Here is a 20,287-nt window from a genome sequence, read left to right as displayed (position 1 = left end):
TATTGAATTCTTGCAAAATCAAATTGTTCATATCTCTTTACCTATTATATCCATAAAGAAAATGAATACGGCAAGGATTGAAAGCAATTGTCCTCCACGTCGGATGTGGAGGACAATCAGATGTCAGAAAGGTATTTCCTTAGTTTATTTTCAGGGAATACGTGATATTAATACCGCCAGCGGCAAGCATATCGTGTACGGAGCAATATTTTTTAACGGCTAATTCAGCCGCTTTGGCCGCTTTTACTTCATCAATTTTACCTTTTAGGAAAAAATTAATGTGAATATCGGTAAACACTTGCGGAATTTCTTCGCGTCGTTTACCTTCCACTTCGACCTGGATATCGTCAATTTGTTGGCGTTGTTTTACCAGTATGCTATGGAGGTCAAAGACGCTACAAGAACCCAGTGCCATTAAAACCAATTCCATCGGACGAACACCTTTTCCTTCGCCGCCGATCGCTTCCGAGCCATCGATGTTGACTTTGACCGAAGATAATTCACTGCTGGCTTCGAAATGCACAGCTTGGTTGACACGGTTTAATTTGATTTTCATCTTAACATATTTTATTCATTTTTTGCACACCAATTTTAGCGAATAGACCTCATTGATAATAACAGATCTAACTAAAATCCGTGCAACACAAATATACAAAAAGGCAGACGATTATTCGTCTGCCTTTTGTCAGTATGCTGGTCACTGTTTATTTTGTGACGGTATCTGGCAGTTTAACACCGCGATATTTGGCTACGTCAACTTGTGGGATCTTCGATCCATATTTAGAATTGATGGCACTGATAAAGATGTTTGCCATGAGGGCATTACCAATTGGCGTGAGGTGGATGCCATCCAAAGAGAACGCATTTCCAGTGATGTATTTGGCACTAACGGCTAATCCATTGATACGAACGCCACCTTTTACATTGTTTAGGAAGGCATTTACGTCTGCTAAAGCGAGGTCTTTTGAAGCTGCAGCAGCTTTGATGGCTGCATTGTACTCGTTGATCCGCTTCACAACTGTTGCTGTTTCGCTTACATCAAGCACGTATTTGTCTTCCACGGGGTTCAATGGATGCAAGCCGTAAGGAAACTGTGCTGCGTTTGGCTTACCCAATAGTCCTGCAGACAAGAAAGGAAGTACAAAATAATCTTGATCAGTCGCTGCACGCGTTCCAGATTTCGTAGCGATATAAATATTTGTTACCGGCGCAGGGGGATTTGTTGCGTTGACAGCTGCCAGCAGGGCCGTACGGGTAACCGTTGTAAAATAAGGTGTTGCGGTTACATCTGGAATGGTGGCCAGTACACCTTTTTGCCCACCGGCAGTCAGCGCCTGCACATAGCCATTGAGAATCGCTGTAAATTGAGCAGTTTCAGTCAATACGGTTGTTGGATCGGGCTGATTTGTTGTTGGATTCATATTGACCACTCCACCATTCGTTGCCCAACCCAATGCATCGTTGTTACCTAGTGCAAAACTAAAAAAAGTGTGGTTTTGTGTCGTTGAATAGGTGAAATACGTTTTCAAGGCGTCCGCGTCGGGCAATAAGCGCTCGAAATACGGATTGCCGGCAGTTGAGCCCATACCTGCTACCATAGATAGATCCATCCGCATACCCGGTACACCGAGGTTATTGACCGGATCAGTATATTTCGTCAATAATTTTGTTGAACCAGGTCTGTAGGCCAGTTTATCTGTCACAGGTGCCGTCACAGGCTGTCCATTGACAAGTGCTGTTAGGGTAATGTAGCCAGAACCGTTGGCTTGATCTTCAGTGAAAAACGGCGATTTAAATTCCCCACCACCCACTTGTTTTAACTGCTCAGCAATTAAGTTGGGGTAAGCAACCTTTTGCCCCTCCAGATAAAGTCCCCCATCTGCGTATCCTGCCGTCAATGAATTCCCAATGGCAACATATTTTGAAAAATTAAGCGATCCTGCCGAAGGTGTATACTCCTCCAAAGAAGGTTTGCACGAAGCAATAGCGACAAGTGCTAAAGCTGCGGCTATGTAAAGTTTGTTTTTTTTCATCTTAGTCAAATTTGGCTGTTAATTACCATTTATAGCTTACACCAATGCCTGGAGCAAAAATGTTAGTCGCATAAGTCCCCGAAAGACGGCTCTCAATATTGGTTGACTGGCGAGCCATGATGCGCTGATAAGCAAAAGAACCTGTGACGTCAAATTTTGGTGATGGTTTTATTGTAAAACCTCCAGAGATTAAATATCGGGTGTTATCTGGTGTCTCCGGATAAACATAGGCGCTCTGTTGTACTGGAGTGGCGATATAGCCCCCTCCTACACGCAATTGCAAACGGTCGGAGGCAATATACTCCAAACCTGCTTTGATTGACCCTGCTTTATCATAATTTTTTGGTGAATGCGTATCTTGTAAGACAGGTGTATTTTCTTTGTAGTCAAAATCCAGTGCCTTATAAATGTCGTAATTGATCAGTGTTGCATCTATCGCCATTTTTAGCTTTTCCGAAAGCGGGAAGGCTATTCCGGCAGCAAAAGTGGATGGAAGCGGTAACTCAGCACTGAATTTGTTGCCCGCAGGAAAATTACTTGCCACCGATTCCGGTACGTCAAAAGTTGCATCCCCATTTTTAAGTTTAGTGACAACTTTCGAGCGGTAACTTAAAGAGATGGAAAATTCGTCCTCTAAGTTGTAGTGGATACCCACGTTATAGCCTGTACCTGTACCGGTGCCTTTTAAGGTTGCTAATCCGGCATGACCATCTGGGTAGAATACCGGAACTGAATTCTCCAGGTCTACCGTACCGACGTTATAGACGAAACCACCACCGACACTAAAATTTTCAGTCAGTTTGAAACTTAATGTAGGTTGAATATAGATTGCGCGTAGCGAAAGGCTAACTAAACTGAATTTACCAACCCAATCCTTTCCCCAATCGACAGCCCCACCATATGGTGTATAAACTCCAATACCGGCTTTCCACCAGGAATTTTTAGGCCCAAATGCAGCAAATACTGAAAAAGGAGTAGATATTTGATTTCTAGTATTATAAACAACGGTGCTGCCGACCTCTTGAAAGGCAGATTTGTACATAACAGCATTTCCAGCAACGGAAATGGCGTTATGATCCATTTTTGCTAAAGCACCCGGACTATAAAAAATGGAAGACTCATCTAAAAAGTAAGCAGAACCTGCTCCCCCCATTCCCACAGCTTTGGGACTTTGTAGATTCACTTGAGATCCTTGTGCAAACAGGAGTGACGGACTTGCACAAAGTATTGAGAATAGTAGTTTCTTCATACTAGTGTTTATTTTTGGTTAACATTCCTCTTTCAAATACAATGCTAACATAATAAATGTTTGACTAAAATTAATAAATGTTGTGTAATATTTTTTTTGCTCGTACCTTTAAGTGCAAGGATAATAAAATTAAACGATCATAATTATATGGCTACAATCACATTTAAAGGCAATCCAGTAAATACAAAAGGCAGTTTACCTCAGGTTGGCGAGCAAGCTCCTGATTTTAAATTAACTGCAGGCGATCTTTCCGATAAGTCTCTTGCAGACTTTAAAGGAAAAAAAATTGTGTTAAATATTTTTCCTAGTGTCGATACAGGAACTTGTGCTGCTTCTGTACGTGCATTTAATCAAGAGGCTTCTCAGTTGGATAACACGGTCGTGTTGTGTATATCCAAAGACTTACCTTTTGCGCAAGGACGTTTTTGTGCAGCAGAAGGTTTAAATAATGTCGTGACATTATCAGAATATAAAGATTCAAACTTTTCTGACGCTTATCAATTGACTATCGTCGATGGTCCTTTGGCAGGTCTGTTGAGCCGTGTGGTTATTACATTGGATGAAAACGGAAAGGTATTGTATGAAGAGCAAGTTGCGGAAATTACAGATGAGCCAAATTATGCTGCAGCCATTGCGTCCTTGAATTAAGGGCGATGTCAGAACGAATCAAAAACGCCTTCGCATATTGCGAAGGCGTTTTTGATTTTAAGCAGAGTTTGTTCGCTGTTATTTTGTTTTCTCCAAAGCCTGCAAGATATCGTTGATAATATCTTGTTGATCTTCCAAGCCCACCGATAGACGGATACTGCCGGGTTTGATGCCTAAATTGAGACGTTCATCTTCGGATAGTTTAGAGTGTGTGGTGGAAGCAGGATGCGTAGCGATCGATCTTGAGTCGCCTAGATTGGACGTGTATAAAATCATCTCCAACTGGTCCACAAAAGCTTTCGCGCGCTCGAAGCCGCCTTTGACCACCAACGTTACAATGCCGCCACCGGCTTTCATCTGTTTCTTGGCCAGTTCATATTGTGGATGGCTGGGCAAGAATGGATATTTGACATCTTCAATCTCCGGATGATTTTCCAAAGCTTCAGCCAAAGCCAATGCGTTGGAACAATGGCGGTCCACACGGATGCCCAAAGTGTCCAAACTTTTTGATATGATCCAGGCATTAAATGGGGATAACGCTGGACCTGTATGACGGATGAAGAACATCAGTTTGTCGATAAGCGCTTGTTTACCGACAACAATCCCGCCCAAAACACGACCTTGCCCATCCATATATTTTGTTGCCGAATGGATAACCAGGTCAAATCCATACTGAATGGGTTTCTGGAGATAAGGTGTGGCAAAACAATTGTCGATAGAAAGGATAATATGGGGATATTTCTCTTTGAACTTACCCAACCATTCCAGGTCCACCAATTCCAAACCGGGGTTAGAGGGCGATTCTAGAAAGATAATTTTTGTATTGGGCTGGATCGCTTTTTCCCATTCTTCGGGATTTGCGGCATCCACATAAGTCGTGGTCACTCCCCAGCGGGGGAATAGCTCCGTAAATAACTGGTGAGTAGACCCGAAGATTGCGCGTGAAGAAACGATATGGTCTCCACTTTCAATAATTCCCGCAAAGGAAGCAAATACGGCCGCCATACCGGACGCAAATGATAAGCCTGCTTCTGCTCCTTCCAGAATACACACTTTATTGATGAATTCTGAAGTATTTGGGTTGGCATAACGGGAGTATATCATCGCATCCTCTTCGCCAGCAAAGACCGCCCGACCTTGTTCAGCGCTGTCGAAGATAAAACTTGATGTAAGGTATAAAGGTGTCGAATGTTCGCGAAGTGCAGAACGATCGACCTGTTCACGTATGATTTTAGATTGATCTTGTTTCATGATATGTAAAGGTACGAGATGAAAATTTTATATCCACATTTTTAAGTAGTGAAATCATTTATTTTCATCAGATTTCCAAGGGTATTTTTTTGCATGTTAAACTTGTTTGCTTGCTCACAGTGGATCATAGTTGGTATTCGATTGCCACAGTTTCAGTCGGACCAAGTGATTTTCGGGTATGCTTAGCGGTATTAACATTCAAGACTTTTTATCCGCGAATTGATTTTTGGGTTACAATAGTACGCAAATGTTACATACAGCATTTTGTAAAAACTTCTTATCTTAGGGCTTTACAACCTAATTTTCTAGCACATAAATAAAGACTATGTTGACAATCTTGTTATCCTCCATTTTACTTTCCAGCGGAACTGTAGCCAAGTCAGATACTTTAAAAGCTTATGGGGCTTTGCCAACCGAGCGTCAATTAAAGTGGCAAGAGATGGAAACGTATTGTTTGATCCATTATACGCCAACAACTTTTCAAAACAAAGAATGGGGTTACGGTGATGCACAGCCTGCATTGTTTAATCCTTCGGCTTTTGATGCGAACCAAATTGCGCAAGCTGCAGCGGCAGGTGGTTTCCGGGGACTTATTAGCGTCGCAAAACACCACGATGGATTCTGTTTATGGCCAACCAAGTCAACATCTTACAGTATTGCCGCTTCACCATGGAAAAATGGAAAAGGTGATATGGTCAAAGAATTTATGGAGGCGACCCACCGGAATGGGATGAAATTTGGTGTGTATCTTTCGGCTTGGGACCGTCACGATGAACGTTACGGTACTCCAGCCTATGCCGATGCGTACAGGCAACAGCTCACTGAACTAATGAGCAATTATGGACCATTGTTTACCTCTTGGCATGATGGCGCAAATGGTGGGGATGGCTTCTATGGTGGCCACGAAGGGAAGCGCATCATCGATCGTACAACCTACTATGAATGGCATGAAAAAACTTGGCCCATCGTACGTAAATTACAGCCCCAAGCGGTGATTTTTTCAGATATCGGTCCGGATATGCGTTGGGTGGGCAATGAAAGAGGCTATGCGGCCGAAACATCTTGGGCAACATTTACTCCGATCGGGTTAAACGGAAAAGTCGCTGTTCCAGGTGCAACAGAGTCACACAATGCCGAAACGGGCGACCGTAACGGTAAATATTGGATACCTGCTGAATGTGATGTGCCTCAACGTCCCGGATGGTTTTACCATGCAGAACAAGATAGCCGCGTAAAAACACCGAATGAACTGTTTGAAATCTACCTGAAATGTGTAGGTAGGGGAGCCTGCATGAACCTGGGCTTAGCACCGATGCCTTCCGGTACATTACATGAGCACGATGTGAAGTCGTTGCAGGCTTTTGGAAAAAAAGTGAAGGAAACTTTCCGTACAAATCTAGCCAAAGGAGCAAGCATTACCGCATCAAATACGCGTAATGACGACGGTAAAACCTACAGTACAGCGTTTATTATCGATGGCGACCGCTACAGTTATTGGGCAACAGACGATGCCAAAACATCGGCTACGCTAGAAATTAAATTACAATCACCTGCTAAATTTGATCTTATACAGTTAAGGGAGAATATTAAGCTAGGGCAACGTATCGATAGTGTTTCTGTTGAACGATGGGAAAATAACAGCTGGAAGCCCTTAGCTAAAGCAACAAGCATTGGGGCAAACCGCCTGATCAAATTGGAACAGCCGCAGACGGCAAGTCGATTAAGGTTACATATTTATGCACCTGTAGCGATTACGCTCAGTGATTTTGGATTGTTTAAGGAATATGATGAGCCATTTGCCTTTCGTACGGAAGAAGTCAAAAAACTACGTGGTTTTCAGATTAAAACTGGCAGATCTAATGCCAACGCCTATATGTTAGATGGAAAGGCGAATACTTTCGCTACAGTTGCCGACCAGGGCGTAATTGTTGTCTCCACTGACGAACCTGTTTCTGGTATCGGCTTCCTTCCTCGTCAGGATGGAAAGCATGTTGGCACACCTACACAGTATCGCATATCCACCAGTGCCGACGGTAAAAAATGGACTGTCGCCAAAGAAGGAGAGTTCTCTAATATTAAAGCAAACCCAATTTTACAACAGGTGTTTTTTGATACCAATAGCGCAACCAAGTTTATCAAATTTGAGCCCAAGCAATTTATAGAAGGCAACGAATTAGCCATAGCAGAATTTGAATTGTATGGTAAATAGAATTTTAATGCTCATTGTGGTATGTACCAGTCATACCACAATGCTTTTTGCTCAGCAAAAGCCCCTCGTACTTCGCTATAATAAACCCGCTAAAGTCTGGGAAGAAACTTTGCCACTGGGAAACGGACTTATCGGCATGATGCCGGATGGCAATCCCCATCAGGAAAAAATTGTACTCAATGAGATCAGCATGTGGTCGGGTAGCCCCGAGGATCCCAATAAGGATGCGGCCTATAAGAATGTCGATGCCATTCAGGCACTACTTAAAGCGGGCAAAAATGATGAGGCCGAAAAGCTGGTCAACGAAACTTTTGTTACAAAAGGAAAGGGGTCGGGATTTGGTAACGGAGCAACTGTACCCTATGGCTGTTATCAACTGTTCGGCAACCTGCTACTGGATTATAAATTGCCAGCCGGTACAGTGCAAGACTACAAACGCACATTGGACTTAGCGACAGCATCTGCGCAAACTTCATTTAAAATCAACGGGCAGCAGTTCCAACGAAAATATTATACTTCCTTAGACAAAAATGTTGGACTTATCCAACTGAACCAACCGAAAAATAAAGTACAGACGGTAGACCTATCGTTCCAGCGCCAAGAGAATATCGACCGGTATACCCTACTGAATGATGGAATTCTAATTGAAGGATCATTACCAGATGGAAAAGGTGGTAAAAACCTGAGGTTCGTTGGATTAATTCAGGTAAAAGGTGAAAATCTGCAGATCAACAAAAAGGATCAGTCCTTGGAAGTATCGGCAAAGGGCAACCTCACGATCTATTTTTCCGCAAGTACTTCCTATTATGGAAAGGATCCATTACCTGTTGTCAAGGCAAATGTGGCAGCGGCAAAAGTCGCTGACGAACAAAAAATATTCCGCAACCATCTTGCTGCGTACCAAAAGATTTTCAATCGGGTACAGCTCAACCTATTTGGCAATGTTGCGAATGACACTATTCCTACGAATGAACGGATAGCAAATTTCTACAAAAATCCAGTACAGGATCCAGATCTGGCAACAATTTATTACCAATTTGGCAGGTATTTGAATATTTCAAGTGCTGCTCCGAAAATTGCAAATTCACTTCCCCCTAACTTGCAGGGCCTATGGGCAAATAAGATCAATACACCCTGGAATGGGGACTATCATCTCAATATCAATGCACAGATGAATCATTGGGGAGTAGAGGTCAACAACCTGAGCGAATATCATCGGCCTTTTATCGAGATGATCAAGCGTATCGCTAAGACAGGTGAACAAACCGCAAAGGCTTACTATAATGCGCCAGGATGGGTGGTTTATATGATGACAAATGTATGGGGATATTCTGCTCCGGGTGAGCAAGCTTCGTGGGGAGCGAGTACGGCTTCGGGCTGGCTATGTAATCATCTTTGGGAACATTATCTTTTTACCGGGGATAAAAGTTACCTCAGCGAGATTTATCCCATATTAAAAGGAGCTGCCGTGTTTTACGATCACACACTTGTTCAAGACCCTAAAACAGGCTGGTGGGTAACGTCGCCGTCCGTATCGCCCGAAAATGCTTTTCGGATGCCCAATGGGAAAGTCGCTGCGGTGGTGATGGGACCTACAATTGATAACCAGATCGTGCGGGAATTGTATCAGGCACTCATTCAGGCAGATGCTATTCTTAAAAAGAAAGATGCTTTTGTTGATAGCCTTAAAAAGAAGCTAAAGAATATTCCACCGCCTGTCGTAGTTAGCGCTTCTGGGCGCGTGATGGAGTGGCTGGAGGACTATGAGGAAGTCGAGCCTACACATCGGCATGTATCGCATTTATATGGCCTATATCCAGCAGCATTTATATCGCCACAAACAACGCCCGAATGGGCTGAAGCCGCACGTCAGACGCTCGCTGTACGTGGGGATGAAGGAACTGGCTGGTCGAGAGCCTGGAAGATATTGTTTTGGGCAAGATTACAGGATGGAGATCATGCGCTCGAGATTTTAAGACAGCTACTCAAACCGGCATATCGTAATGAAACAACTTACCAAGGGGTCGGAGCGGGCACTTACCCCAATTTGTTCTGCGCACATCCCCCTTTCCAGATCGACGGGAACTTTGGTGGAGCAGCTGGGATTGCCGAGATGCTCATTCAGAGCCATAATGGGTATATCCATCTGTTGCCTGCATTACCCAAAGCTTGGCCAAAAGGGGAAGTTAAAGGACTCAAGGCCCGAGGAAATTATACAGTAGACATCGCATGGGAGAATGGGAAAGTCTCCGCTTTGCAGATTAATGGAAAAAAAGGAAAGATTCGACTATTTGAAAATGGAAATTACAGGGATTATGAAGTGCGTTAACTTTTTGTGTTTGATAGCGGTGTTGGCCTTGGGGACAACAAGCTGTTCCCAACGCACAGAATCAGAAAAGAATGCAGCAATAGCGAAGAGTTTCAGTTACACGATCACCGGAAAAACCACTGCCCCGGATGGGACGCAGGTAAGCCTCGTGGATCACGACAATAGATTGCAGCAATTTGTAAAAACGCAGGTCACAAATGGACAATTTGTTTTGGAAGGCGAATTGGCCATCGCGGGATTTTACGATATCCAGATCAAGGGAATGAAACCCTATACGTTAGTTCTCGAAGGTGGAGGCGACTACGATCTCCACGAAGAGCATGGGAAATTTACGTTGACGACATCTTCTTCCAATGCTAAAGATTTTATGCAGTTCAATGCGAAATATCAACAACGTGAACAGGAGGAAAAAAGTAAAAGCACCAATAAAAGTCAGCGGGTAAGGCAGCTGGAGAGTCAGTTGCCTTTGATGGCAGCAAAAAACGATGGTTCTTATGAAAAAGCGGTGGATGAAATACAGCGGTTGAGCAGCACTGAAGCATTTAACCCACGCACACTTTATGCCGATTTTATTCTCGACAGTACCCACCGTTCCTCTTTGCTATTGCCTTATTTTTTTAAGTATGTATCGCTCGACCAGACAAATTATAAGAAATTTGATGTGGCATTGCAGGGCTTTGATGTTGAACTACAGAAACACCCTTATTTCAAATTTGCCAGGGAAAAGGTCGATAAGGTGAAAGATTTTTATGAAAATATGCCTGTGTTCCCATCAATAACGCCAATGAATGTGCAAAGGGATACGCTGAACCTGAACGATGTGTCAAAATCGAAAATGCTGATTGCCGCTTTTTGGAAGGCTTCGAATGGCAATAGTAAAGCTGATATCAAGATGTTACGGACAAAGGAAGCCCAATTGAATGCCCTAGGGGTACAGGTTGTTTATTTTTCGCTGGATAAGGATCTGGACAAATGGACGAAAGCAAGCAAAGATCTTGCCCTGGGAAAACAGAGTTACTTTTTAAACTACAACGATCAGGCTACGATGGAAAATAATTTTGGGATAGACCGCACACCACGTTATCTTTGGATTAATCCGGAAACACTGGAGATCTTATCGTTAAACGGTGAAGATCCTGCCATGCCGAAGTTTGTGGCGAAGGTAAAGGAATTTATCGCCAAAAATTAACGTTTATTGTCTTAAAAAAGTGCTATATTTGAAATAACTGTTTAATATTTGTTATTTCAATATATAATGAAAGTTGTTCAATTTACAGTTCCGGTAGTTTACCAGGGATCTATTTGTGTGCAGGAAGACATTCTGCCTTCGTTCTACAGCAATTACCACCGGCACAAGGAAATCCAGCTGACCTATATTTTAAAAGGCCGGGGAACCTTTATGATCGGCAACTTTACGCACAGTTTCGAACAGGATGAAATCTATATTGTGGACGCGGATGAACCGCATATGTTCAAAACAGGAGAGGATGTAAAGGATGGCATCCATGCGATCCATATTTTTTTCGACTATGAACATTTTAGATCATTCTTGGACTTCCCTGAATTTGATGATGTCAAGTATTTTTTGGAACACATCAATGTCAGTAAAAAATTGGATGCGGAACATGCTGTGGCATTAAAAGAGAAGTTTGTACAGATCAATGCCAGCGCGGGTATCGATCGCTTGCTATCGCTCGTGAAGCTGATTAACTTTTTGAGTAAAAAGGTAGATCAATGGACTTCGCTGTATACCGGTATCCCACAAAAGAAGTTTTCAGATGCCGAAGGATTGCGGATCAACGAAATATTCCAATATACTTTTCAGCACTTTGGAGACAAGATATCCCTGGAAGATATCGCTGCGGTAGCGCACATGACACCACATGCGTTTTGTAAGTATTTTAAGAAGCATACCCGGAAGACCTATGTTACTTTTCTCAATGAAATCCGAATTGAACGCGCCTGCAAAATGTTGATTGATGAATCTTCGGAGAGCGTTTCGAACATCGCATTTAAGACGGGATTCAATAATGTTGTGAATTTTAATCGGGTATTTAAAAAAATAACCAAACTCTCGCCGAGCGAATACCTGCAGGAACACCGCATGCGCGACTAACGTGTTAATGTTACAGCGAGTTGTTTGCAATTGGCAGCTACCCATCACATCCCATTGGAAGTCTCGTTAAACGTAAAAGATAAGGTCGCCCTCTACCTTAAGAATAATACAGCCATGCATTGTAAATCGACAAGATATTCTCAAAAGCCAAAATCACTTGTAACATTTTAGTTACTTTTTTGGATCTAAATAATTAATACGTTAGTTTTATTATGCCGGTTAATTAACTTATAAATCATTTATATTTATGAAAAGAACATCCAAGTCAACTTGGGGAATTCTTTCGGGTGTATTCATCCTGGTTTTAGCGGCATTGCCTTCGTGCAAAAAGCATGCAAAACTTCCCGATGAAAACAATGAAACAATTCATGCCGTAAAATTCAAAATCAAGGATTTTGAAGCGATTGTTACTCCGCTAAAAAAACAATCAGCAAGACCAAATCGAGCTGCCTTACACAGAACCGCTTCCGAAAGCGAGTTGCTACTGTATCATTGGACCTTTGACAACAGTAACACCGTTCCTGAGACTGCGCTAGATGAAGGTAGCTTAATCAATTACAACGACGGAAAGACAGATTATGATTTTCTGGCCGGCTGGCCCACCACGGGGAAAGCCATTAGCTTCAAAGGTGCTAGAGAGATCTTGATTAAAATTCCAACGCAAGGTATTCGTTCCATAGGCAGCTGGGCATTTGATGGAAATAGCTCAAGTACAGGGCCAAGAGCGCTCCTATTGAGTTATTCCTTGGATAAAGGAAATAGTTTTTCGCTGCTCTCAGATACCATTAAGTATCCCTCAAATCTATCATTGTCAGGAAAAGTCGCCGTGAACACCTCTTTGGCAGATATTCCCCTCGGTTACAGTAAAGAGCTTTGGTTAAAAATCTCACTATTGGCTGGAAGTAGAGATGGTGGATCGGGTTACAGCTCAACGACAGGCACCTTTAAGATGGATAATTTGATGATTTATGGTCAAGTTAATCCGGAAGCGCTACCCAGCAAATTCTACTACCATGTTTTCGATGCAAATTCGAAGGCGATGGTTACCTCAGGGGTGCTTAACTCGCAGGACGCTTTTGATTTAGAATTGCCGAATGGCACCTACTATCTGAGCCTGATTGCTAAAAATTCAACATTGCCTCTCGTTATGTCGGAGGCCGCTGATTTTGAGCACTTTTATGCTACGAACCCTTTTTCTGAACGGTCTGCAGAGTTATTTGCCGGTCGTGATACCTTTGAAGTGAAAGGTGTTACCGAGCGGGTATTGAACTTAAACCGGATTTATAGCGAGGTTAAACTGACATTTACCGATACGGAGGATCTCAGTGTAATTGATAGTATTCAAGTACAGCAGCTTCATCCTGTATTTCATTATTACCCCTTTATAGCGCGAAGTAGTGATCAGATTGATAAAAGTATGTTGACGATAGTGCCACAATTTACAGCAGAAAATAAAAGCTTTTCGTTCAATCAATTTATGGGCTATTATTTAGAAAACAAGGTTATTAAATATCAGTTCCGCGTTTTCAGAGAAGGCCAACTGCTACGTACGTTTGAACTGGGAAGCGAAATCCGAAACAATGTTCAGATACAATTTAAGGGTAAATTGTTGGAAACTGATAATGGGAATCTGGGTTTTCAGGTCGTGAAGAACGAACATTGGGACGACAATATCACGATCGAATACTAACTAAACTATTTTCATCGAGCATCTAGCCTCCCTACATCTATAACAAAAAGGTGTCCAACAGTGGACACCTTTTTTGTTATAGCATTTTGGCTATATTAATTTCTTTAGCATGGTATTCCAACCAGCTAGGTCATGTATTATGTTTTCAAGATCGGCAATGGCAACACGTTCTTGTGCCATCGTATCGCGGTGGCGGATCGTGACAGTATTATCTTGCAAAGAATCGTAATCAACTGTAATACAGATTGGCGTTCCGATAGCATCCTGACGACGATAACGTTTTCCGATAGCATCTTTTTCATCGTACTGAACATTGTAATCCAATTTCAGCGTATTCAATATTTCTCGCGCTTTCTCTGGCAAACCGTCTTTTTTGGTTAATGGTAAAATGGCAGCTTTTACCGGAGCCAATGCTGGGGGGAATTTCAATACAACGCGCGAATCTTGTTTTTCTTCCGTAGACAAATCTTCCGTTACCAGAGAGTTACATAGTACAGTTAAGAAAAGGCGGTCCAATCCGATTGAAGTTTCAATCACATACGGAATGTAGTTTTGATTGATCTCCGGATCAAAATATTGCATTTTCTTTTTAGAATACTCCTGATGTTGTTTCAAATCGAAATCTGTCCGTGAGTGGATACCTTCAACCTCCTTAAACCCAAATGGGAAATTGAATTCAATATCAACAGCAGCATTTGCATAATGCGCTAATTTATCATGGTCGTGGTAACGGTAGTTAGAAGGATCGAAGCCCAATGCCAAATGCCATTTCAGGCGTGTCTCTTTCCATTTGTTATACCATTCCAATTCGGTTCCCGGACGGCAGAAAAATTGCATTTCCATTTGCTCGAATTCGCGCATACGCATAATAAACTGACGTGCGATTACTTCATTACGGAAAGCTTTACCAATTTGGGCAATACCAAAAGGAATTTTCATACGTCCTGTCTTTTGTACGTTCAGGAAGTTGACGAAAATACCCTGTGCAGTTTCAGGACGAAGGTACACTTGATCTGCACCGTCAGCCATAGCACCCATTTGGGTTGCAAACATCAAATTAAATTGACGTACTTCAGTCCAGTTTTTGGTGCCTGAGACTGGGCATACAATGTTATGTTCTTCAATGATGGTTTTTAGTCCAGCTAAATCGTCTGCATTCAATGCTGTATTCAACGACTCTAATAATGCTGCTGCTTCAGTTGTTTTACCATCCGCTTCATAACGCGCAATTTTATCTTCGATCAATTGATCCGCACGGTAACGTTTTTTTGAATCTTTATTGTCGATCATTGGGTCATTGAAACCATCGACGTGACCCGAGGCTTTCCATGTTGTGGGGTGCATAAAAATTGCGGCATCGATACCAACAATGTTCTCGTTCAACTGCACCATGGATTTCCACCAATAAGTTTTGAGGTTGTTTTTTAGTTCCGAACCCAATTGACCATAATCGTAGACGGCACTTAATCCGTCATATATTTCGCTCGATTGAAATACAAAACCGTATTCCTTCGCGTGTGATACTACACTTTTGAAAAAGTCGTCTGTCTGTTTGCTCATAAGTGGCAAATATAGATATAAGTATTTAGATTTTAAACGCCTAAATCGCGGATCTGCTGAGACGCATTTTTGTTATCTACTTTTTTGATAATATGTTGGATAATACCATCTGCATCAATTACAAAGGTAGTACGTGCGGTGCCCATATACTTTTTGCCATACATATTTTTTTCGACCCATACACCATACGCCTCGACGAGTTTCTTGTCTTCATCGACAAGCAACTGAAAAGGGAGCTCATGTTTACTGCTGAATTTTTGATGTGATGCCTCATCGTCCACACTTACACCTATGATTTCAAAACCATCTTTTTGCAAAGACTGATAGTTGTCTCTGAAGTTGCAGGCCTCCGTGGTGCAGCCTGGTGTATTGTCTTTGGGATAAAAATATAAAATAACTTTTTTCCCTTTAAAATCGGAAAGATGGACGGTCTCGCCATGTTGATTTTTTGCACTGAAATCCGGTGCTTTCTGTCCTACTTCTAGTGTTGCCATAATACGCTGTATTTAGTCATTTAAGATACGATTAATCTCTTAAAACCGCAGATTTATTGCCGAAAATCAGGTCGCTATTTCATAAACGAAGCTTCGTATGTCTTCAAATTCCCTTTGTTGTCTTTCACTTCGAGTTTAAACTCATGTCTGCCACTGCTGAGTTCCGGTTCGAAGTCATGCCAGATATGTCTTGTTTTAGGGTCATATTTCATTAAAGCCCATTTCCCGTCAATATAAGCATTAAAAGTAGCTATACCCGATAGATTGTCACTGATGGTAAAATCGATGGAGCGTTGATTGGAAACATTCTTGCCGTCGGTCAGGTTACGCGCAGTGATATTTGGTGCAATGGTATCGACAGCGATGTAAAAACCACCAAATTCGCGTACGTTGGCTACCACCCAGCCGTTCTCATATTGACCACCTTGTGCTCCGCCATCAGAAGAAACAATCAAGGCTTTGTCATACAGGTTATCAGATAGGGTGTAGTCTGGTTTGATCATGAGCTTATAATATCCGAACACCGGCGTATAGCTGTTATGGATATAATGCATTGCCGAGTAACCCCTTGCCGGTTTTGCTCCTTGTGTATAATTGAAATAAAGGTCGTCATACAATATGTTTTTGCCCATGTAAATACGCGCATTCTCCGCTTCATATTTGTTTTCCTCGGCATAGTGAAACATTTTAAGCCCCTTCGCATTTGGGCGGCTGATTGACAGGGACGGATTGTTTTGTACCTTAAAATTCAATTCACTCGTATTTCCTTGGACATCTTTAACCACATATTTTACATCATGAACCTCATTGTCTTTCAATGTTATTTTACCGAGGTTATCCAAGTTTTTGAAGATGTTGATCGGGTTGTTTGGATCTTTGAAGCTTTTTTGCACGCGTACCCCTGACTTTTTTAAATAAGGGTAGTCTACGTAAGACTGTATCGCACGGGTCTGATCAAAAGGAATGGATTCGAACAGTACCGTGCTGATGTTTTTATTGTCCAAAAATAGTTCAATCGAATACACACCATATGTAAAAGAGATGCCTCTCCGTTTATCAACCGTGTTAATTCCTAATCCAAAGGTGCCATTCACGGGTATCGGCGCGGTACTCGCTAAGCTATAGGTACCATTGCCGGCCGACTTGATCGTTTGATGTCTTCGAGGAGTATTTTCGTCGAATATTTCGGAACCTAAATCGTAGACCGTCATACCGCGGATAATCGGTTTTACACCGTCTGGAAACAACAGGCCAAACAATTGCGGATTGAGCGGCAATTGTGCTTTTGTATCCCGGATCTCGAAATGAAGATGTGGGCCTGCTGAACCACCGGTATTACCTGAATTTGCAATAAACTCACCTTTTCTTACAGGAACTTGGTTGGGTTTGAGAAATATATCGACATCAAAACGTTTTTGCTTGTACTGCTCATCTTTAACGATTTTCGCAAGATCCGAATTAAAGCTTTCGAGGTGCATGTACACCGAGGTGTAACCATTGGGATGATCAATGTAAACATAATTGCCCCCACCACCTATTTGTACCCGTACACGGGATACAAAACCTTCGGCTGCTGCATGTACAGGGATATTTATACGTTGTTGTGTGCGGTAATCGTCTCCGCCATGAAAATGCGTCGCGCGCAATTCCCCAAACGATCCCGAAGCCTGTGGAGGAATATCCATCGGGCGTACAAAATAATTTTGTGGATAATTGCGGCTTTTGATAATATCTTGTCCCTTGATTAGACCTGCCATGCAGGCCAGCAGGGAGAGCATTGCTGTCGTTTTTTTTATCATGCTATTCCCAGCTATTTGATTTTACAGCTAAACATCTTCTGTTCGCCAATGAAACCTTCCAATAAATCGCCGATGGCCACAGATCCGACACCAACTGGAGTTCCGGTGTAAATGAGGTCACCTTTGCGTAGGGTAATAAATTTGGAGGTGTAGACAATCAGATCTTCGTAGGAAAATATCATGTCCTTGGTATTTCCCTGCTGAACTTTTTGCCCATTTTGCTGCAGGGAGAAATCAATCGAATTTACTTCCGCAAATTCTTCTTTAGGAATCAGGTTGCTGATGACTGCCGAATGGTCAAATGCTTTTGCCAATTCCCAGGGAAGGCTTTTTGCTTTTAATTCTTGCTGCACGTCCCTTGCGGTAAAGTCAATCCCTAGGCCGATAGCATCGAAATAGGTTGATGCAAATTTTGGTGTCACATGTTTTCCTTCCTTACATATCCGAAGGACGACTTCGGTTTCAAACTGGATATTTTTTGAAAATTCAGGATAATAGAAATCTTTGTTATCCTTTAACACCGCAGTATCAGGTTTTAAAAATATAATGGGAGTTTCAGGGACTGGATTATTGAGTTCTTTAGCGTGGTCGATGTAATTGCGACCGATAGCAATTATTTTCATGATATAAATTTTTAAGGCGATGAAGCTTTTAGATTTCTTAGCGAGCACTTAAGCTCGACGTACATCGCATATGTCTGTTAAGCGGTATTCGTTATGTATAGCTCACCTCAACAAACTTAGTAAATGTCCAAACCTTATCCAAAAATGATGATAAACAACCTGTATGATCCACTAGGTCAAATGGACTATTTGCATAGGGTTTAGTTAGGGTTAGCTTAGGGTTTAGATAGGGTTTGTTTAGGTATAGCCTAATTAAAACCTAACTTAAACCTATCTAAATTCTAACTTATTACTAAACTAAGTCAAACATTGATGGCTATTATTTGTTAGGCTGTAAAATAGATTATAGCATTACAATAAAAAGGTTTAAAAATGGCAATATTAGAAGATGGTCCGAATGGTGGTTTTCGTGGTAAAGTGGGCTCAGTCTATGGTTATAACCTCAATGGCAAATGGGTGATACGCGGTTCGCGTAGAAAAAGTTCCAAACCTCCAACTCACGCGCAATTGACACATCGTGAAAAAATTAAATTGGCCGGTAAGTTTTGTGGCTGGATAAAGCCTATTGTTAATTTTGGGTATCAATTTGAAGAATCTAAAAAATCGGGGCTTGGGAAATTTCAGCTTGCACAACAGCAGATTCTCAAAAACGCGATTGATTTGGATGTCGAAAATAGACCTGTTATTAATATGGAAAAAGTGCAGGTATTTGTCGGGGAGCTCATGTCACCCGAAGGTGTTGAGGCTCGATGGGAGGATGATCTGCTGAAATTACACTGGATACCGAATCCGAAATACAGGGATAGCACTTTTAAATTAAATTTGGCCTTGGTCAGTTTGGATAGGGAGGGGGATCTCAAAATGGCTATCGCGGATGCATGGCAGGGTGAATGTACGGTTGAGATCCCGAGATTTAAAATGGACAAATTTGATTATCATGTCTACATCGGTTTTTGGGATACCTATCAAGGTGTACTCTCCAATTCGACCTATTGCGGTGTCATTTAATAGGATTTTTCAGTCTACTTGTGTATCTTTAACACTATGGATAAAATTAAGGCAGTGTTATTTGACCTAGACGGAACGTTGATTGATTCGGAATATTTCTATTTCAAAAATTGGGCGCCGATATTAAAGGATGAATTTAATTTAGTGATCAGCTACGAAGATTGGATTCGTGATTTTGCAGGGCATACTTTAGCACATAATGTCAAACGATTGGTCGATGACTACGGCTACGATACGACGGAAGAATATATGTGGAAGCGTACACGTGCAGCTTATGCCGATTCCAACATGAGCGACATTGAATTGATGCCGGATGCCTGGGAAATCTTAACGTTTTTGAAAGAGAGCGGCATTCATATCGGACTTGTCACCTCCAGTTTCCGCAGTACGGTAGATACGGTTTTGGGTAAACATGGGCTTTTGGATTATTTTGAATTTTTCGTTACCCGTGAGTGCGTCGAATTTCCCAAGCCTAATCCGGAGCCATACCGTTTGGCATTGACGAACTTAAACTTAGCAGCGGATAGTTGTGTGGCTATTGAGGATACGATAACTGGAAGTAAATCGGCTTTGGGCGCGGGTATGCGGTTGATTGCGGTAACGAAACAGGAGGTAGAACGTGATAGACTAACAGCTGTGGATAACATTGTGGAAAACTTATCTGAAGCAAAAGCGCTGTTATCACAATGGATTTAAGGATTGCCGGATAATTTAATCGTTTTAGCATTTGTATTTTTATTTGGATATACGTAATATTACCGAATTGTAAATGGAATTCTGATTATGAACCGAAGAACCGCGATAAAGCAATTTTTCATTGTAGCAGGCGGACTGACGATTTTGTCGTCCTGTCTGAATGATGGTGGTGCGTCCATTGTATTGAATAAGCTGAAGATTTCGGCGGAGGATGAGCAATTTTTGGGCAATCTCGCCGACATACTAATTCCAAAATCGGATACACCGGGAGGAAAGGATCTGAATTTGCATCTTTTTGTCATCAAAATGGTGGACGATTGTGAGTCACCAGAAAATCAGGCTAAATTTGTCGCAGGTTTCAATGCGTTGAGGAAAAAGTTGAATTTAGCGAACCGTAAAGAAACGGAGACCACATTGGCGGGATTGAAAGACCAAACTGACGAGAAGGCTTTTTTTGATATGTTCAAATCACGTGCAATTCAGGGGTATATGAACTCAGAATATGTGATGAAGAATAAGGTGATCTATAAACTTATTCCGGGTCCGTATAATGGTGAGGTAAAAGTTAAGGTGTAAATAGCA

17 protein-coding genes are annotated in these 20,287 nt (G+C 42.0%); 9 read left to right on the top strand and 8 right to left on the bottom strand.

The window, feature by feature from the left end; genetic code table 11:
• Positions 1 to 139: 139 nt before the first annotated feature.
• From B2107_RS17725 to B2107_RS17715, 3 genes are all read right to left on the bottom strand, one after another.
• On the bottom strand, positions 140 to 556 hold the full coding sequence (locus B2107_RS17725; protein WP_293957048.1) for an OsmC family protein: 417 nt from the start codon (positions 554 to 556) through the stop codon (positions 140 to 142).
• A gap of 148 nt (positions 557 to 704) precedes the next feature.
• Positions 705 to 2,033: an SGNH/GDSL hydrolase family protein gene (locus tag B2107_RS17720; RefSeq protein WP_293957047.1), complete on the bottom strand. Its 1,329-nt coding sequence runs from the start codon at positions 2,031 to 2,033 to the stop codon at positions 705 to 707.
• Between the two features lie 22 nt (positions 2,034 to 2,055).
• Positions 2,056 to 3,282 carry an OmpP1/FadL family transporter gene (locus B2107_RS17715; protein ID WP_293883995.1) on the bottom strand — a complete coding sequence of 409 codons (1,227 nt, stop codon included), beginning with the start codon at positions 3,280 to 3,282 and terminating at the stop codon, positions 2,056 to 2,058.
• A gap of 147 nt (positions 3,283 to 3,429) precedes the next feature.
• Here B2107_RS17715 and tpx point away from each other — a divergent pair, with 147 nt between their 5' ends.
• A complete protein-coding gene (gene tpx, locus B2107_RS17710; protein ID WP_293957046.1) occupies positions 3,430 to 3,930 on the top strand; it encodes a thiol peroxidase in 501 nt (166 codons plus the stop codon).
• Positions 3,931 to 4,008: 78 nt separating this feature from the next.
• On the opposite strand, the gene B2107_RS17705 is transcribed toward tpx, so the two are convergent.
• The gene (locus B2107_RS17705) at positions 4,009 to 5,181 is read right to left on the bottom strand and encodes a trans-sulfuration enzyme family protein (protein ID WP_293957045.1); all 1,173 of its coding nucleotides are present in this window, start codon (positions 5,179 to 5,181) and stop codon (positions 4,009 to 4,011) included.
• Positions 5,182 to 5,506: 325 nt separating this feature from the next.
• Between B2107_RS17705 and B2107_RS17700 the strand changes: the two genes are divergently transcribed.
• From B2107_RS17700 to B2107_RS17680, 5 genes are all read left to right on the top strand, one after another.
• The gene (locus B2107_RS17700; RefSeq protein ID WP_293957044.1) at positions 5,507 to 7,390 is read left to right on the top strand and encodes an alpha-L-fucosidase; all 1,884 of its coding nucleotides are present in this window, start codon (positions 5,507 to 5,509) and stop codon (positions 7,388 to 7,390) included.
• Entirely contained in the window at positions 7,380 to 9,719 is a 2,340-nt protein-coding gene (locus B2107_RS17695; RefSeq protein WP_293957043.1) for a glycosyl hydrolase family 95 catalytic domain-containing protein, read from the top strand. The genes B2107_RS17700 and B2107_RS17695 overlap by 11 nt, the downstream gene beginning before the upstream one ends.
• The gene (locus B2107_RS17690; RefSeq protein WP_293957042.1) at positions 9,706 to 10,908 is read left to right on the top strand and encodes a DUF4369 domain-containing protein; all 1,203 of its coding nucleotides are present in this window, start codon (positions 9,706 to 9,708) and stop codon (positions 10,906 to 10,908) included. The genes B2107_RS17695 and B2107_RS17690 overlap by 14 nt, the downstream gene beginning before the upstream one ends.
• Before the next feature lie 66 nt (positions 10,909 to 10,974).
• Complete coding sequence (locus B2107_RS17685) at positions 10,975 to 11,835, top strand: helix-turn-helix domain-containing protein (RefSeq protein WP_293957040.1); 861 nt, start codon at positions 10,975 to 10,977, stop codon at positions 11,833 to 11,835.
• Positions 11,836 to 12,082: 247 nt separating this feature from the next.
• Positions 12,083 to 13,525, top strand: coding sequence for a hypothetical protein (locus B2107_RS17680; protein WP_293957038.1), 1,443 nt, complete (start codon positions 12,083 to 12,085; stop codon positions 13,523 to 13,525).
• 90 nt (positions 13,526 to 13,615) lie between these two features.
• On the opposite strand, the gene B2107_RS17675 is transcribed toward B2107_RS17680, so the two are convergent.
• The 4 genes from B2107_RS17675 to B2107_RS17660 all read right to left on the bottom strand — a co-directional run bounded on the left by B2107_RS17675 (position 13,616) and on the right by B2107_RS17660 (position 18,001).
• A complete protein-coding gene (locus tag B2107_RS17675) occupies positions 13,616 to 15,085 on the bottom strand; it encodes a glycine--tRNA ligase (protein ID WP_293957036.1) in 1,470 nt (489 codons plus the stop codon).
• 32 nt (positions 15,086 to 15,117) lie between these two features.
• The gene (bcp, locus tag B2107_RS17670) at positions 15,118 to 15,579 is read right to left on the bottom strand and encodes a thioredoxin-dependent thiol peroxidase (RefSeq protein ID WP_293957034.1); all 462 of its coding nucleotides are present in this window, start codon (positions 15,577 to 15,579) and stop codon (positions 15,118 to 15,120) included.
• Between the two features lie 74 nt (positions 15,580 to 15,653).
• Positions 15,654 to 17,378: a M23 family metallopeptidase gene (locus B2107_RS17665; protein ID WP_293957032.1), complete on the bottom strand. Its 1,725-nt coding sequence runs from the start codon at positions 17,376 to 17,378 to the stop codon at positions 15,654 to 15,656.
• Between the two features lie 11 nt (positions 17,379 to 17,389).
• On the bottom strand, positions 17,390 to 18,001 hold the full coding sequence (locus B2107_RS17660; RefSeq protein WP_293957030.1) for a fumarylacetoacetate hydrolase family protein: 612 nt from the start codon (positions 17,999 to 18,001) through the stop codon (positions 17,390 to 17,392).
• A gap of 372 nt (positions 18,002 to 18,373) precedes the next feature.
• On the opposite strand from B2107_RS17660, the gene B2107_RS17655 reads away from it, so the two are divergent.
• The 3 genes from B2107_RS17655 (at position 18,374) to B2107_RS17645 (ending at position 20,281) form a co-directional block, all read left to right on the top strand.
• Positions 18,374 to 19,009, top strand: a complete 636-nt coding sequence (locus B2107_RS17655; RefSeq protein ID WP_293957028.1) for a DUF6266 family protein — start codon at positions 18,374 to 18,376, stop codon at positions 19,007 to 19,009.
• A gap of 36 nt (positions 19,010 to 19,045) precedes the next feature.
• The gene (locus B2107_RS17650) at positions 19,046 to 19,705 is read left to right on the top strand and encodes an HAD family hydrolase (protein WP_293957026.1); all 660 of its coding nucleotides are present in this window, start codon (positions 19,046 to 19,048) and stop codon (positions 19,703 to 19,705) included.
• Positions 19,706 to 19,792: 87 nt separating this feature from the next.
• Positions 19,793 to 20,281, top strand: a complete 489-nt coding sequence (locus B2107_RS17645; protein WP_293957024.1) for a gluconate 2-dehydrogenase subunit 3 family protein — start codon at positions 19,793 to 19,795, stop codon at positions 20,279 to 20,281.
• The last annotated feature ends 6 nt before the right edge of the window (positions 20,282 to 20,287 follow it).

Origin of the sequence: Sphingobacterium sp. UBA7855, assembly GCA_002500745.1 — a bacterium.
Classification (GTDB): domain Bacteria; phylum Bacteroidota; class Bacteroidia; order Sphingobacteriales; family Sphingobacteriaceae; genus Sphingobacterium.
The sequence above is the reverse complement of the archived record's forward strand: the minus strand, read 5'-3'. Positions and strand labels throughout refer to the sequence as shown.